The 13779-nt window shown below is 67.3% G+C and carries 15 protein-coding genes and 1 pseudogene; 9 read left to right on the forward strand and 7 right to left on the reverse strand.

What is annotated here, in order from left to right; genetic code table 11:
* Window positions 1–162: 162 nt before the first annotated feature.
* The 5 genes from rpsF to dnaB all read left to right on the forward strand — a co-directional run bounded on the left by rpsF (window position 163) and on the right by dnaB (window position 3770).
* Window positions 163–450 (forward strand): 30S ribosomal protein S6, encoded by a 288-nt coding sequence (gene rpsF / locus G4H71_RS11020; RefSeq protein WP_072738592.1) that lies wholly within the window; start codon window positions 163–165, stop codon window positions 448–450.
* Between the two features lie 87 nt (window positions 451–537).
* On the forward strand, window positions 538–1065 hold the full coding sequence (locus tag G4H71_RS11025; protein WP_072738591.1) for a single-stranded DNA-binding protein: 528 nt from the start codon (window positions 538–540) through the stop codon (window positions 1063–1065).
* 38 nt (window positions 1066–1103) lie between these two features.
* Entirely contained in the window at window positions 1104–1346 is a 243-nt protein-coding gene (rpsR, locus tag G4H71_RS11030; RefSeq protein ID WP_072738590.1) for a 30S ribosomal protein S18, read from the forward strand.
* 18 nt (window positions 1347–1364) lie between these two features.
* Window positions 1365–1820, forward strand: coding sequence for a 50S ribosomal protein L9 (gene rplI / locus G4H71_RS11035; protein ID WP_072738589.1), 456 nt, complete (start codon window positions 1365–1367; stop codon window positions 1818–1820).
* Between the two features lie 564 nt (window positions 1821–2384).
* Window positions 2385–3770, forward strand: a complete 1386-nt coding sequence (gene dnaB, locus G4H71_RS11040) for a replicative DNA helicase (RefSeq protein ID WP_072738588.1) — start codon at window positions 2385–2387, stop codon at window positions 3768–3770.
* Between the two features lie 238 nt (window positions 3771–4008).
* Here the strand turns inward: dnaB and G4H71_RS11045 are convergent, their stop codons facing one another.
* The 4 genes and pseudogenes from G4H71_RS11045 to G4H71_RS11060 form a co-directional block, all read right to left on the reverse strand.
* Entirely contained in the window at window positions 4009–4437 is a 429-nt protein-coding gene (locus G4H71_RS11045; protein ID WP_072738587.1) for a type 2 periplasmic-binding domain-containing protein, read from the reverse strand.
* 104 nt (window positions 4438–4541) lie between these two features.
* Window positions 4542–5114 carry an IclR family transcriptional regulator domain-containing protein gene (locus G4H71_RS11050; RefSeq protein ID WP_072738586.1) on the reverse strand — a complete coding sequence of 191 codons (573 nt, stop codon included), beginning with the start codon at window positions 5112–5114 and terminating at the stop codon, window positions 4542–4544.
* 56 nt (window positions 5115–5170) lie between these two features.
* Window positions 5171–7165: pseudogene (locus tag G4H71_RS11055) on the reverse strand (heavy metal translocating P-type ATPase).
* Window positions 7158–7553: an ArsR/SmtB family transcription factor gene (locus tag G4H71_RS11060; protein WP_072738585.1), complete on the reverse strand. Its 396-nt coding sequence runs from the start codon at window positions 7551–7553 to the stop codon at window positions 7158–7160. Before G4H71_RS11060 ends, G4H71_RS11055 begins: the two are co-directional and overlap by 8 nt.
* Window positions 7554–7684: 131 nt before the next feature.
* On the opposite strand from G4H71_RS11060, the gene G4H71_RS11065 reads away from it, so the two are divergent.
* Window positions 7685–8335, forward strand: coding sequence for a DsbA family protein (locus tag G4H71_RS11065; protein ID WP_072738584.1), 651 nt, complete (start codon window positions 7685–7687; stop codon window positions 8333–8335).
* On the forward strand, window positions 8310–8954 hold the full coding sequence (locus tag G4H71_RS11070; protein ID WP_072738583.1) for a vitamin K epoxide reductase family protein: 645 nt from the start codon (window positions 8310–8312) through the stop codon (window positions 8952–8954). The genes G4H71_RS11065 and G4H71_RS11070 overlap by 26 nt, the downstream gene beginning before the upstream one ends.
* A gap of 34 nt (window positions 8955–8988) precedes the next feature.
* Here the strand turns inward: G4H71_RS11070 and G4H71_RS11075 are convergent, their stop codons facing one another.
* Complete coding sequence (locus G4H71_RS11075; RefSeq protein ID WP_246442259.1) at window positions 8989–9411, reverse strand: nucleotidyltransferase family protein; 423 nt, start codon at window positions 9409–9411, stop codon at window positions 8989–8991.
* A gap of 134 nt (window positions 9412–9545) precedes the next feature.
* Between G4H71_RS11075 and G4H71_RS11080 the strand changes: the two genes are divergently transcribed.
* Both G4H71_RS11080 and G4H71_RS11085 read left to right on the forward strand, forming a co-directional pair.
* Window positions 9546–9788: a MerR family DNA-binding transcriptional regulator gene (locus tag G4H71_RS11080; protein ID WP_083343162.1), complete on the forward strand. Its 243-nt coding sequence runs from the start codon at window positions 9546–9548 to the stop codon at window positions 9786–9788.
* Entirely contained in the window at window positions 9778–10767 is a 990-nt protein-coding gene (locus G4H71_RS11085; RefSeq protein ID WP_072738581.1) for an arsenic resistance protein, read from the forward strand. The genes G4H71_RS11080 and G4H71_RS11085 overlap by 11 nt, the downstream gene beginning before the upstream one ends.
* Here the strand turns inward: G4H71_RS11085 and helR are convergent.
* Both helR and G4H71_RS11095 read right to left on the reverse strand, forming a co-directional pair.
* A complete protein-coding gene (helR, locus tag G4H71_RS11090) occupies window positions 10745–12964 on the reverse strand; it encodes an RNA polymerase recycling motor ATPase HelR (RefSeq protein ID WP_072738630.1) in 2220 nt (739 codons plus the stop codon). The two genes, G4H71_RS11085 and helR, sit on opposite strands and share 23 nt — an antisense overlap.
* A gap of 161 nt (window positions 12965–13125) precedes the next feature.
* Window positions 13126–13728: a hypothetical protein gene (locus tag G4H71_RS11095; RefSeq protein ID WP_246442256.1), complete on the reverse strand. Its 603-nt coding sequence runs from the start codon at window positions 13726–13728 to the stop codon at window positions 13126–13128.
* Window positions 13729–13779 lie beyond the last annotated feature (51 nt).

A 13779-nucleotide genomic window follows, 5' to 3' on the forward strand; every position in this document is an offset into this window, starting at 1 on the left:
TCCGCGCCCCGCTCCCTCCTGGGCCGGCCGCGAACCTCCCGGTGGGCTCGATTTCGCTGGTCAGACCGCCTCGTGTAGCCTTGACGGGTTGCTGACGCAACGACCCTCCTGCCACGGACCGTCCGTGGCCGTTCTTCAGTCCACAGGAGGTGATGAGGTCTAATGCGTCATTACGAATTGATGGTCATCCTGGACCCCAGCTTGGACGAGCGCACTGTCGCTCCCTCGCTGGACACGTTCCTCAACGTCGTTCGCCAGGACGGCGGCAAGATCGACAAGGTCGACGTCTGGGGCAAGCGCCGTCTGGCCTACGAGATCGCCAAGCACAGCGAAGGCATCTACGCGGTGGTCGACATCAGCGCCACGCCTGCCACGGTCAACGAGCTCGATCGTCAGCTCGGCCTGAACGAGTCGGTGCTGCGCACCAAGGTTCTGCGCCACGAGAAGTGATTCCGTTGGTGCCGAGTTTCACCCGGCTGTCACTGACACGCCCTACTCTCGGTGCCAATCGACTCCACACACTGCAGGAGGAACCACATGGCAGGCGACACCGTCATCACCGTCGTTGGAAATCTGACGGCTGATCCGGAACTGCGCTTCACCCCCGCGGGTGCGGCGGTTGCGAACTTCACGGTCGCATCCACCCCCCGCATGTTCGACCGTCAGACCAACGAGTGGAAAGACGGCGAGGCCCTCTTCTTGCGCTGCAACATCTGGCGCGAGGCGGCCGAGAACGTGGCCGAGAGCCTCACCCGCGGATCACGCGTGATCGTGCAGGGTCGGCTCAAGCAGCGTTCGTACGAGACGCGTGAGGGTGAGAAGCGCACTGTCGTCGAGCTCGAGGTCGACGAGATCGGCCCTTCGCTCCGCTACGCGACGGCCAAGGTGAACAAGGCCAATCGCAGTGGCGGCGGCGGTGGAGGTTTCTCCGGCGGATCGGGCGGCGGGCGCCCGCAGCAGCAGGCAGCCGGCGGATTCGCGGGAGACGACCCGTGGGGCAGTGCCCCGCAGGCGTCGGGCTCCTTCGGTGGCGGCGGCGCTGCGAACGACGAGCCCCCGTTCTGATCCGTACCTGATCGGAACATCCAGGAAAGAGCACACACATGCCGAAGCCGCAGCTACGCGACAAGGTAATCAAGAAAAAGGTCTGCACCTTCTGCAAGGAGAAGGACACGCAGATCGACTACAAGGACACGACGCTGCTGCGCAAGTACGTCAGCGACCGCGGAAAGATCCGTGCCCGTCGTGTCACCGGCAACTGCGTCCAGCATCAGCGCGACGTTGCCATGGCCGTCAAGAACTCTCGTGAGGTTGCGCTGCTGCCTTACGCCACCTCGGCTCGCTAAGGAAAGGGCGGAACAGACATGAAGCTGATTCTCACCGCTGACGTCGAACACCTCGGTGCGCCTGGCGACACCGTGGAGGTCAAGGACGGCTACGGCCGCAACTACCTGCTGCCCCGCGGCCTGGCGATCGTCGCCACCCGCGGAGCCCAGAAGCAGGTCGAGGGCATTCGTCGTGCCCAGGAGGCTCGCGCCGTGCGTGGCCTCGACCATGCCAACGAGCTCAAGGCCGCCATCGAGCGCCTCGAGTCCGTGTCGCTGTCGGTGAAGACCGCCGGCGACAGCGGCAAGCTGTTCGGTTCGGTCACCGCGGCCGATGTCGCCGGTGCCGTCAAGGCTGCCGGTGGCCCGGTCGTCGACAAGCGCAGCATCGAGCTGCCGAAGGCTCACATCAAGGCGACGGGCAAGCATGCCGTCGTCGTGAACCTGCACCCCGACGTGGTTGCGAAGTTCACTCTGGACGTCGTTTCCGCCTAGTCGGAACCGTCGGACACATCACTGCGCCCCGCACCGTTGCCGGTGCGGGGCGCAGTCGTGTTCACCCTGTGATACCCGTTCTCCAGGCCGCGCAAACCCCACTTCGCAGCGTCACTGGAAGTTAACGGGCAATTCCACCTGTCTGTGACCCACATCATATCCGTTCGTGGGCGCCGGCGGGCCAACACGCCCGAGTGGGGATAGTCGAAGACACGCCGAAGAACTTTCCTTCCACAGCATGTGAGCTGTAGAAATGCGCTCTGAACTGGCAATTTGGGAATGTGACGTGTGTTTATCCTCAGGTTATCCCCATGGGGTGCACATGTGGTCCCAGCACTTTCCCCAATCCATCCACAGCTGTGTGCACAACTCGGTTTGAACCGGCCGCAGCTAATCCCTAACGTCTGTGCGACGCCTCTCTCGAGACGGTGGCCGGACGCCCGCGCGTCCCCGCCGGATATGTCGGGGGTGGCGCGTACAAAGGGTGCATCGAGGCGATGCAGTCTCCCGCGGCCGTGAGTTCCGGCGACCGTGCGGCGGTGATGATGGGGAAGGTCGGGTCGAGTGGCGGTTGTAGACGATCGGGGTCACTCGGAGTACGCGCCCGAGCCGGATTCCGGTGAGGAGTTCGGCCGGCAGCCTCCGAACGACATGGCGGCCGAGCAGTCGGTGCTCGGCGGCATGCTGCTGAGCAAGGACGCCATCGCGGACGTCCTCGAGGTGCTGCGGCCCGGGGATTTCTACCGTCCCGCCCACCAGTCGGTGTACGACGCAGTTCTGGATCTCTACAGCCGCGGCGAGCCGGCGGACCCGGTCACCGTGTCCGCGGAGCTCGATCGTCGCGGCGAGCTCCGCCGCATCGGCGGTGCCCCCTATCTGGTCACGCTGACGCAGACGGTGCCGACGGCGGCCAACGCCGGCTACTACGCCGAGATCGTGGCGGAGAAGGCCATCCTGCGCCGTCTGGTCGACGCGGGTACCCGCATCGTCCAGTACGGCTACACGGGCGCCGACGGCCAGGACGTCGCCGAGGTGGTGGACCGGGCGCAGGCGGAGATCTTCGAGGTCACCGAGCGCCGCACCACCGAGGACTTCGTTCCGCTGGAGGAGCTGCTGCAGCCGACGATGGACGAGATCGACTCCATCGCCAGCCGCGGCGGCATCTCCCTCGGCGTGCCCACCGGTTTCGCGGAGCTCGACGAGGTCACCAACGGCCTCCATCCGGGGCAGATGATCATCGTCGCGGCGAGACCTGGTGTGGGCAAATCCACGCTGGGAATGGACTTCTTGCGTTCCTGCTCGGTCAAACACGGCATGGCCAGCGTCATGTTCTCGCTCGAGATGGGCAAGACAGAGATCGTCATGCGATTACTATCTGCCGAGGCGAAAATCAAACTGGGCGATATGCGTTCGGGTCGTATGTCGGACGACGACTGGACCAAGCTGGCGCGCCGGATGAGCGAGATCAGCGAGGCGCCGCTGTACATCGACGACTCGCCCAACCTGACGATGATGGAAATCCGCGCCAAGGCAAGGCGTTTGAAACAGAAGCACGACATCAAACTGATCGTCGTGGACTACCTGCAGCTGATGACGTCCGGCAAGAAGGTCGAGTCACGTCAGCAGGAGGTCTCCGAATTCTCGCGTAGCCTCAAGCTTCTCGCGAAGGAACTCGAGGTTCCGGTGGTGGCGATCTGTCAGCTCAACCGTGGCCCGGAGCAGCGCACCGACAAGAAGCCGATGGTGTCTGACCTGCGTGAGTCCGGCTCCCTCGAGCAGGACGCCGACATGGTCATCCTGCTGCACCGCCCAGATGCGTTCGAGCGGGACGACCCCCGCGGCGGCGAGGCCGACCTGATTCTCGGCAAGCACCGTAACGGGCCCACCGCGACCATCACCGTGGCGCACCAGCTGCATCTGTCGAAGTTCGTGGACATGGCGCGGGGCTGATCCGGTAGACACCGCGAACAAGGCTGGCACGTGAGGTCGGAGAGGCGTCCGAAGGTCTCGCCACCCGGATTCGCGCAGGCTGCAGTCATGCGCGAACGGTGCACACTGCGCGGATCGTAGGGAAGGTGCGCGCAATCCCGCGAGCGCACCCTCTGCCCGGGCGATCCGACGAGCGACGGCAGAAGACGCACCTGCCCGGGACGCCGAAGCATCCCGGGCAGCTGCAGGATTCCGGTTACTACCCGGCGGAGATCGCGTCCCCGTCGGGCCCCGCATCGGGCGGGTACGCCCCGTTCGCGTACGGGTTGTACTCGTTGCTGAAAAGATCCACGGGTTCGACCGCACCTTCGTCCTGAATACCGAGACGGACGCTCTGATCGATCCAGATCCCGAAGTCCTCGGCAGCGATGGGACCGCCCGGCTCGGGCACACCCGCGCTCCTCCACTGAAGTACGAACTCGGTGTCCTCGTTCCGGCCACGTGCCTCGATGACGGTGACGAATCGATCGATCACCTCCGCCCGAGGCGTCGTCTGCGTCCACCGGATTGCTCGCGCCGTTCCCTGGACGAAGTCGGCCACCTCCTCGGGATGCTTCGCGATGAAGTCGTCGCGAAAGACGAGTGCGCTGTAGGAGAGCGGGCCGGTGAGGTCGACGTCGGTGAACAACGGCCGGAGTCCACCGCGGGCGAGCGCCGCGGACGCTACTGTGCCCCTGGAGGATGGGTCGACTGGAGTCCATTCTCACCATGCGAAAAATGCTCAGCCTGAACTTATTCGGTGCGCACCCGTGCCACGCTCGGTCCTCGCCCGATACGAGCCGAGGCGAGGTGCATGGCGGGGAGGATCTGGCGCACCGTCGCATCGGTCAAACGCCGGCGTCGCGCCCGCACCCCGAGAGCACCCCAGGGCACACGCGTCTCGTCGAACACCGGCACTGCGAGGCCGAGTATCGACGAATCGGACGCATCGGGGACGGATGCGAAGCCGCGGCGACGGATCTGCTCGAGCTCTGCGCGGTCGGACAACGCCGGGTGTGTACTCGACGAGAACGCCGGCATCACCTGGCCCATCACGCTGCTTTCGACCGGTTGTCGCGCGGGCGGAACCTGGACCTCGCAGAAGTTCTCCGGGGGCCGGGCCGACAGGAGCGTGAACACTTCTCCCGACCGCACCACACCCGGACTCGTCGTGATGCTGATACCCGCCGCGAGGGAGGAGACCGGAAGGCCGGTACGCGCCGCGAGGGAGGAGACCGGAAGGTCGGTGGCGCCGTCGTCGAAACACGCCAGTACCGCCACCGCGCGGGACCCGGACCTGGCTTCACTCGACGGATTGTTCGCCATGACCTCGTGCCTCCCATCGCCCGACCGACGCGGCCCGGTAATCGTGATCAGAACTCCTATCGGGACTGGCCTTCCGAGAGAACGGCTCGACGCGGTGCGATCCCAACCTGGTCTGCGACGACGGGTGCGGCGGTCAGCCCGGGCGCAGCGGTGGTGCGTGCGGCGCGGATGGCGTTGACGATGACGAGGACTTCGGCGAGTTCGTGAATGAACACGACGGTGGCCAGGCCCAGCACTCCGGCGGCGGCGAGCGGTATCAGCACCGCGATGATCATCAGCGAGAACCCTATGTTCTGCACCATGATTCGGCGTGCGCGACGCGCGTGGGTGAGGAGCTGCGGAAGGTGGCGCAGGTCTTCGCCCATCAGTGCGACGTCTGCGGTCTCGATCGCGACATCGGTGCCTGCCGTGCCCATGGCGATACCGACGTCGGCGGTGGCCAGGGCCGGCGCGTCGTTGACACCGTCGCCGACCATCGCGACGCGGCGACCCCCGGCGAGGGCGGTGAGAATCCTCGCCTTGTCTTCGGGCAGCAGTTCCGCATGCACGGCACCGATACCGGCGTCGGCCGCCAGGGCACGCGCGGCACGTTCGTTGTCGCCGGTCAGCATCGCGACGTCGATTCCGAGCCGGTGGAGCCGGTCGACGGCCTCCGGAGCTTCCGGACGAAGCTCGTCGCGTACCGCGATCGCGCCGAGTACCTGTCCGCGCCGCTCGACGATCACGACCGTGGCCCCTGCTCGCTGCAGCTCGAGAACGTCCGCGGCCAACGCGCCGGGGTCGATCCAACCGGGCTTGCCCAGGCGCAGCACGTCACCGTCGATGGTCCCGGACAGGCCGTGCCCCGGCACGGCGGTGACGGCGTCCGCGGCGGTCACGGGCGCATCGACGGCAGCGAGGATGGCGGCGGCGAGCGGGTGTTCGCTCCGCGCCTCGAGCGCGGCCGCGGTGGCGAGGACATCGGTCTCGGCGGCGCCTTCCGTCGCGAGGGTGGCCACGACCACGGGAGCGTTGCGGGTGAGCGTGCCGGTCTTGTCCAGCGCGACGACACGGACGCGCCCCAGTTCCTCGAGCGCCGCGCCCCCTTTGATCAGGGCACCGTGTCGGGTGGACGCGCCGACGGCGGCCACCACCGTGAGCGGGACCGCGATGGCCAGCGCGCAGGGAGACGCAGCGACGAGCACGACCAGTGCCCGTTCGAGCCAGAGCATCGGGTCACCGACGATCGATCCGATACCGGCGACGAGCCCCGCGAGAATCATGATCGCGGGCACCAGCGGCCGGGCGATGGTGTCGGCGAGGCGTTGCCCGGCACCCTTGCGGTCCTGGGCTTCTTCGACGATGTGCACGATTCGTGCGAGTGAGCTGTCGGCTGCGCGGGCGGTGACTTCGACCTCGATCGCCCCGCCCCCGTTGATCGCTCCGGCGTGCACCTCGTCGCCGGGACCGGCCTCGACCGGAACAGATTCCCCGGTGATCGCGGAAAGGTCCAGGCTGGTGCGGCCGGCCCGGATCATGCCGTCGGTGGCGGCACGCTTGCCCGGGCGGAGCAGCATCCGATCGCCGATCCGCAGCTCGTCCGGAGGCACCGATACCTCGGCACCGCCCCGCGCGACGGTGGCGACGGGCGGGACGAGGGACAACAGTGCCCGCAGCCCGCGCCGGGTCCGGGTCACCGCGAAATGTTCCAGGCCCTCGGCGATCGAGAACAGAATGCCGAGTAGCGCTGCCTCGGGGTACTGGCCGAGGGCGACCGCACCGACGACGGCGATCGTCATCAACGTTCCGACCCCGATTCGGCGATACCGGAGATTCCTCAGTGCCGGGTGCACGAACGTCGCGGCGGCGACCGCCACGGCAGCGAGTTCGAAGGCCGTTCCCACCAGGCCTGCTTCCGCCCGCCCCAGGCCCCATCCGACGACCAGTAGGACGGCTGCTGCTGCCGCGCAATGCAATTCGCGTACCTGCTACAGCCGCCCCGGACCCTGGTCGGGGACCCCCGCGGTGGTTGTCGTCTCCGTGGTCGCCGGACTACAGCAGGCATCAGACACTGTTGGCCTCGACGGGGGTGTGAGCCTCGACGGGCCGAGGGACACCGACGACGGCGTCGACGAGCGCCCGGCCGCGCTCGGTCAGCGAGTACATCACCAGTCGGCCGCTACGGCGGGAGGTGACCAGGCCGGCGATCTTGAGCTGACGCAGATGGTGGGACACGAGATTCTGCGCCTGTCCGACCACCCACGCCATATCGCAGACGCACAGTTCGTCACCGGCCTGCAGGGCCGTGGCGATCGTCAGGCGAGTGGGGTCGCCGAGTGCCCGGGAGGCTGCGGCCGCGGGCTCGACACTCTGCCGCGGTGGCAAGCCGGCCCGAATCCGCTCCGCGTGGGGGAGGTCGAGGCAGAGCAGGTCGCAGGCGTCCGCTTTCTCCTCATTCATATCAACACACTAACGAGTATTGATATGAATGGGAACCGGAGTCGTATGCCGATATCAACATCCGTTAGCGTGTTGCCCGTGACTTCCTCGTCCTGTTCGCCCCGTTTCCCGGACGCGACCGCGGTGGACCTATGAGTAGGGGAGCCCGGATCTCCGTAGCGCTGGTGGCCGTCTTCGTCGTCGGTGTGGTCGCGATCTTCCTGGTCGACCGGTCAGGTGCCGACGCTCCCGACGACGCCGGCGCGAATCCGTCGTCGATCGTGGTGCGCCAGGACAGCCACCGGATCTCCCCGGCCCCGGCGGGCAGCCCGACGTTCGTCGAGTTCCTCGATTTCGAGTGCGAGGCCTGCCTGTCGGTGTACCCGGCGATCGAGGAACTGCGCGCCGAGTACGGTGACCGGATCAGTTTCGTCGTGCGCTACTTCCCGATGCCCGGGCACTTCAATGCCGAGCGGGCGGCGCGAGCGGTGGAAGCCGCGGCGCAGCAGGGCAAGTTCGAGCAGATGTATCAGCGGATGTATGAAACCCAATCCGAGTGGGGTGAACAGCGAATCCCGAAGGACGACGTGTTCCGTGGCCTTGCCGCCGACCTCGGACTCGACATGGCTGCCTTCGAGGCCGCCTACACGGACCCCGCCACCGCCGAGCGAGTGGCCGCGGATGTCGCTGACGGCCACGTACTCGGGGTGCGGGGTACTCCGACATTCTTCCTCGACGGCCGGCGGATCGAACCCATCACGTACGGGGATCTGATCGATGAACTCGATTCCGTCCTCCGCTGACACGGGCGTCCCGCGGAGCACTCGGAGCATCATCGGTGAGCCGATCGACGGGATCCTGCACACTCTGCTGCTGATCGGAGGCCTCGTCGGTCTGACGGCCTCGACCGTGCTCACCATCGAGAAATTCTCGCTGGCCACCGATTCCGACTACATCCCGTCGTGCAGCCTCAATCCGATTCTCGACTGTGGGTCGGTGATGTCCACTGCGCAGGCATCGGTGTTCGGTTTCCCCAACTCGCTGCTCGGCATCGCCGGGTTCGCGATCGTCGTCACCACAGGGGCCGGATTACTCGCCGGTGCCCGGTTCGCCCGCTGGTACTGGATCGGGATGCAATTCGGCGTCACCGCCGCGGTGGTGTTCGTGCACTGGTTGATCGTCCAGAGCCTCTACGTCGTCGGTGCGCTGTGCCCGTACTGCATGGTGGTGTGGGCTGTGACCGTCCCGATCTTCTGGTACGTCACCCTCCGCAACGTGCGGCAGGGTGCGTTCGGCGCATCGACCCGCGCCGACGCGCTGGCCGCGGCCGGGAACCACCTGATTCCCGTCACGGCGTGGTTCCTCCTCGTGGCCGGGTTGGTGATCCACCGCTTCTACGCCTACTGGTCCACCCTGCTCTGACGGCACGCGCGAGGGGCGGTTCCGGGCCCCGGAGTCAAGGCCAGGGAAGCACGGTGAGGGTCGGCCATTGATGTTTCCACCGCGCGGTCTTGGCGTCGTAGACGGTGCGTGGAGCGAGCACCGGGGCGGACAGATCGGCGAACACGGTTCGACCGGCGCGGATTCTGGCGTCCTCGGCACTCCAGGAAGTGTCGGTGTCGTCGAAGTAGAAGAGGTCGTAGTCGCGGATGCCTTCATCGGGTGGGCGGTTGGTGACGACGTTCCACACGGTCTGGAACAGGCAGCCGCCCGCGAGGTACCAGTGCGGTAGGTCGAGTGTGGTGCAGCGGTCGAGCACATCGACGAGCGTGGTGTTGCGGCAGAGTGCCTCGCGGAAGGCATCGAGTTGCTCGTCGCCGGGCAGTCGGCCGAGCACGTCGGGCCGCTGTGCCGTTGCGCGGTAGCCGGTCACGGTCACGTCCCCTCCGATTCCATGCGAGCCTCCTCGTGCGACGGTCCCGGAGCCCTTCCCGCGTGACCCTAGGACAGACCGCCGACAGATCCCTTGACCTTCGCGTCCACTCGAAGGTTTAGCGTGGTCGAGTGGAGACCATGCGGATATCCCAGGTTGCTGCCCGTAGCGGGGTGCCGGCCACGACGCTGCGCTACGACGAGGGCCCCGAGCTGTTGCGGCCGCAGCGGGCGCCCAACGGGTACCGGACATTCGCCATCGCCCTGCGAGGATCGCAGTTCACGCTGACGACCACCGTCCCACCCGAGGGCATGTCCCTGCTCGACGAGCTGGTCCCCGACGGCAGCGACCGGCGGGCAGGCGGCAACCCCGATGAGTCGTGACACCCTCGAGCGCCGTCAGGTCTGGTTCTATCTCGCCGCCGTCGCGCTCGGACTACTCCTGGGGACCGTTGCGCCGCAAGCCGGCCACACCGCCGAAGCGCTGGTCTGGCCCGTGCTCGCACTGCTCCTCTTCGCGACCTTCACCCAGATGCCGCTGGCATCGATCCCTGCCGCGTTCAAGGACGGGCGATTCCTCGCCACCGCGCTGGTCGGCAACTTCGTCGTCGTTCCGGCGCTGGTGTGGGTTCTCGTGCGGTTCGTTCCCGACGATCAAGGCCTGCGTCTCGGGTTGCTCCTGGTCCTGCTCGTGCCCTGCACCGACTGGTTCATCACGTTCACCCAACTCGGGCGCGGAGACGCGGCACGGGCGACCGCGCTCACTCCGATCACCCTGCTACTCCAACTCCTGCTCCTGCCGCTGTACCTGTGGCTGATGGCGGGTGTGGACGTCTCGTCCGTGTTCGCTCCCGCCGACGTCTGGCCGGCACTGCTCGTCGTCCTTGCGCCGCTGGGGGCGGCCGCGCTCACCGAGGCCTGGGCCGCCGAGAAGCCCGATCGTCACCGTGTGGTGCAGCGCCTGGGGTGGTGGCCCGTGCCGCTGCTGGCGATCGTGATCCTGCTCGTCGCCACCGCCCACGTCGGCGCCGTCGGCGACACCGTGCATCTGCTCCCGATCGTCATCGCCGTCGCCGTCGCGTTCCTGGCCGCGAATCTGGTGATCGCCAAGCTGCTCGGCCTCGCGGCTCGGCTGCCCGTTGCTCAGGGCCGGACCCTCGCGTTCTCCCTGGGCACTCGCAACTCCTTCATCGTCCTGCCCTTCGCCCTGTCCTTGCCCGCCGGGTGGGAGATCGCCGCGATCGTCGTCGTGATGCAGTCGCTGGTCGAGTTGTTCGGCATGGTCTTCTACCTGTGGTTCGTTCCACGCGTCCTGTTCCGGGACCCGGAAGCCGGGAGCTTCAGCGGTCGGCGAGTCCGCTGAGGGCCTGCGGCAGCGGACCTCGGTGCAGGACGCCGAGACGCTGCGTCGCCCGGGTGAGTGCGACGTAGAGTTCGGCCGCACCCCGGGGCCCGTCGGCGAGGATGCGCTCCGGTTCGACCACGAGGACGGCATCGAACTCGAGGCCCTTGGTCTCCGATGCCGTCACTGTGCCGGGTACGCCGGGAGGGCCGATGGCGACACTGGTGCCTGCGCGTCCGGACTCTTCGTGGACGAAGTCGTCTATGGCAGAAGGTAGTTCGTCTTCGGTAACCTGCCTCGACCACGGAGCCACGCCGCAGCTCCGGACCGACTCCGGCGGCGCGGCACCGGGTGCGAACTCGGCGAGCACCGCCGCGGCGACGGACATGATCTCTGCCGGGGTCCGGTAGTTGACCGACAGTGAGCGGTACACCCAACGTCCGGGAACGTACGGCTCGAACACCGCGTCCCACGAGGTCGCGCCTGCAGCCGATCGGCGCTGCGCGAGATCGCCCACCACCGTGAAAGACCTGTTCGGGCACCGCCTCATGAGTACTCGCCAGTCCATCTCGGAAAGCTCCTGGGCCTCGTCGACGACGACGTGCCGGTAGGTCCAGTCCCGATCCGCCGCCGCACGTTCGGCGAGCTCGCGGGTGTCGCGTTCGAGGAATCGCTCCGCCAGGTCGTCGGCATGGAGGAGGTCCGTGGCGAACAGGTGGTCCTCGTCGTCCATGCTGTCCTCTCGACTGACGAGGGTGTCCAACACTCCTGCCGCGTACTCGATTCGGGATCTGTTCTCGCGCTCGGCCGCCTTGTCGGATTCCTTCTCGGCGGACGGGTCCCGTCCCAGCAAGTCGACCAGTTCGTCGAGCAGCGGCACGTCCGACACCGTCCAGGCATCGCCCGTGGCGCGCCACAGGGCATCACCGGCACCGGCCGTGCGCAGACGATCGTGAGACGTGTACAGCTGTGCCAGAACTGTTTCCGGGGTGAGGATCGGCCACAGCGCGTCGAGAGCGGCGGTGAACCCCGCGTGATCTGCGAGCTCGTCGACCAGGTCCGTGCGCAGCTGTTCCCAGGCGTCGCGGTCCGATCGGGACAACCACCCCCGGCCGATCCGGGAAATCGCCCGTTCGGTGAGCACCCAGGTGACGATCTCGCGGAACACCGAGCGCGCCTCGTTGTGCGGGAGGCCGCTGCCGCGAGCTTCCTCCCTGGCCCACTCCGCGGTCTCGGCGTCGATCCGGGCCGTGACGTCCGTCAACTCGATCGAGATCGGCTCCTCCGGAAGGCGCTGGTAGTCGGCGACCGCGGCCGCGAGGACACTCAGGATCGTCAGCGCCCCCTTGGCCCGTGCGGCGTCCGGTGCGTCCTCGGTGGTGGTGCGTATGCCCGGCACGAGGTCGCCGGTGGTGGTGAACACCACGTCGGACTCGCCGAGCGAGGGCAGCACACGAGCGATGTGGTCGAGGAACGCCGGGTGAGGGCCGACCACGAGCACCCCGTGGCGCCGGATCTGCTCGCGCTGCGTGTAGAGCAGGTACGCCACGCGGTGCAGCGCGACCACTGTCTTTCCCGTACCCGGGCCACCCTCGATGACCACGACGCCCGAGTGGTCGAGCCGGATGATCCGGTCCTGCTCCGCCTGGATCGTCGCCACGATGTCGCGCATCCCGTGGCCACGTGGCGCGTCGAGAGCGGCGATCAGAGCCGAGTCCCCGCGCCCACCTCGTACCGCCTGGTCGGGACGGCCGAGGATTTCGTCGGTGAAGTCGACCACCCGCCGGCCACGGGTGTGGAACTGTCGTCGTCGCCGCATGTTCTCCGGGTGTGCGGCTGTGGCGACGTAGAACGCCCGCGCTGCCGGCGCCCGCCAATCGAGCAACAGCGGTTCGTACTCGTTCTTCTCGTCGAACAGGCCGATCCGGCCGACGTAGGTGCGCTCCCCCGAGATGCTGTCCAGTCGGCCGAAACACAGACCGCTGTCCGCCACGTCGAGACGCCTGGCTTCCTCGGCCAGCGCACGCACTTCGGCGTCGCGTTCCACCAGCGTTCCACCGTTCGCGAGGTCGACGGGTGCGCGCAGAGCCGTGCGGTACCGCTCCTTCACCCGTGCGCGTTCGGCGTCGAGCCGCGCGTAGAGCTCGGTCACGTATTCCTGCTCCGAGCACAATGCGTCCCGATGTTCCTGATCGTTCCGGTGTTCCCGAGTGGCCATGATCCCCTTCGATGTCGTCCGCGCGTCCTGCATGGTCGTGCCGCAGATTTCCGCTACGGCCAGCGATTCTGCGGCACGACCCCGCCCTTGCCGCAAGCCCCGGGGTGCGCTATACATTGAAGGTGGAAGGAAGCGGAAGCGCCCTTCTGTTCACGGACTCCTCAGACCCCACGTTCCGGGTCGCCCTCACCATGATCCGCAGCACCACGGGTCTCTCCTGCACCGGCAGGGATCAGTTCCAGGGACAGCGCAGACCAGACGACGGCGTGGTTCGGGGGTAACGAGCCACCGTGGTGGACTCGGAGCGGGCCGTCGTGGCTGACCGAGAACCATCCGGGAGAGCGAGTCGGATCCCGAATGGCATGTTGTATCAACCAATTACGTTCGAGGACCCGGCCGCTGCCGGTCGGTCGCGTTCGATAGTCGGCCCAGAGGTGACGGTCCCGGACCAGGCACCCGGTCAGGGACGTGCGGCCCGCCGTGTCAGGGAAGGCCTCCACCGCGTCCGGGAGCATCGTGGTGAACCCCTCGCCGAGGTGCGCGACCCGTTCACGGTGCCCGTCGACATGCACCTCCTCGATTCTGGCCTCGACCCGGCACCACAGCTCGGCGGGCAGTCCCAGCATGTCGGGTGCCGCCCAGTACGTCGTCGGCTCACACCGATCGCCCACGGCGGGATCGTCCGGGAACGGCTCGAGATCCTCGAGCATCCAGATCGTGGTCGAGGTCCGGGGCAGACGCCCTTCGTCAGCGCGGGTGGGCACGGTCCGGGCCGGTCGCAGCGCACATGAGTTCAGGATATCGGCGAACATTTC

Source organism: Rhodococcus triatomae, from assembly GCF_014217785.1.
In the GTDB taxonomy this organism is placed as follows: Bacteria; Actinomycetota; Actinomycetes; order Mycobacteriales; family Mycobacteriaceae; genus Rhodococcus_F; species Rhodococcus_F triatomae.

What these genes read in the sequence shown, in the direction of transcription:
- rpsF (WP_072738592.1), top strand. Translation starts at nt 163, where the DNA reads ATGCGTCATTACGAATTGATGGTCATCCTGGACCCCAGCTTGGACGAG.
- G4H71_RS11025 (WP_072738591.1), top strand. Translation starts at nt 538, where the DNA reads ATGGCAGGCGACACCGTCATCACCGTCGTTGGAAATCTGACGGCTGAT.
- rpsR (WP_072738590.1), top strand. Translation starts at nt 1,104, where the DNA reads ATGCCGAAGCCGCAGCTACGCGACAAGGTAATCAAGAAAAAGGTCTGC.
- rplI (WP_072738589.1), top strand. Translation starts at nt 1,365, where the DNA reads ATGAAGCTGATTCTCACCGCTGACGTCGAACACCTCGGTGCGCCTGGC.
- G4H71_RS11050 (WP_072738586.1), bottom strand. Translation starts at nt 5,114, where the DNA reads ATGGCGAACAATCCGTCGAGTGAAGCCAGGTCCGGGTCCCGCGCGGTG.
- G4H71_RS11060 (WP_072738585.1), bottom strand. Translation starts at nt 7,553, where the DNA reads ATGAATGAGGAGAAAGCGGACGCCTGCGACCTGCTCTGCCTCGACCTC.
- G4H71_RS11065 (WP_072738584.1), top strand. Translation starts at nt 7,685, where the DNA reads ATGAGTAGGGGAGCCCGGATCTCCGTAGCGCTGGTGGCCGTCTTCGTC.
- G4H71_RS11070 (WP_072738583.1), top strand. Translation starts at nt 8,310, where the DNA reads ATGAACTCGATTCCGTCCTCCGCTGACACGGGCGTCCCGCGGAGCACT.
- G4H71_RS11080 (WP_083343162.1), top strand. Translation starts at nt 9,546, where the DNA reads ATGCGGATATCCCAGGTTGCTGCCCGTAGCGGGGTGCCGGCCACGACG.
- G4H71_RS11085 (WP_072738581.1), top strand. Translation starts at nt 9,778, where the DNA reads ATGAGTCGTGACACCCTCGAGCGCCGTCAGGTCTGGTTCTATCTCGCC.
- helR (WP_072738630.1), bottom strand. Translation starts at nt 12,964, where the DNA reads ATGGCCACTCGGGAACACCGGAACGATCAGGAACATCGGGACGCATTG.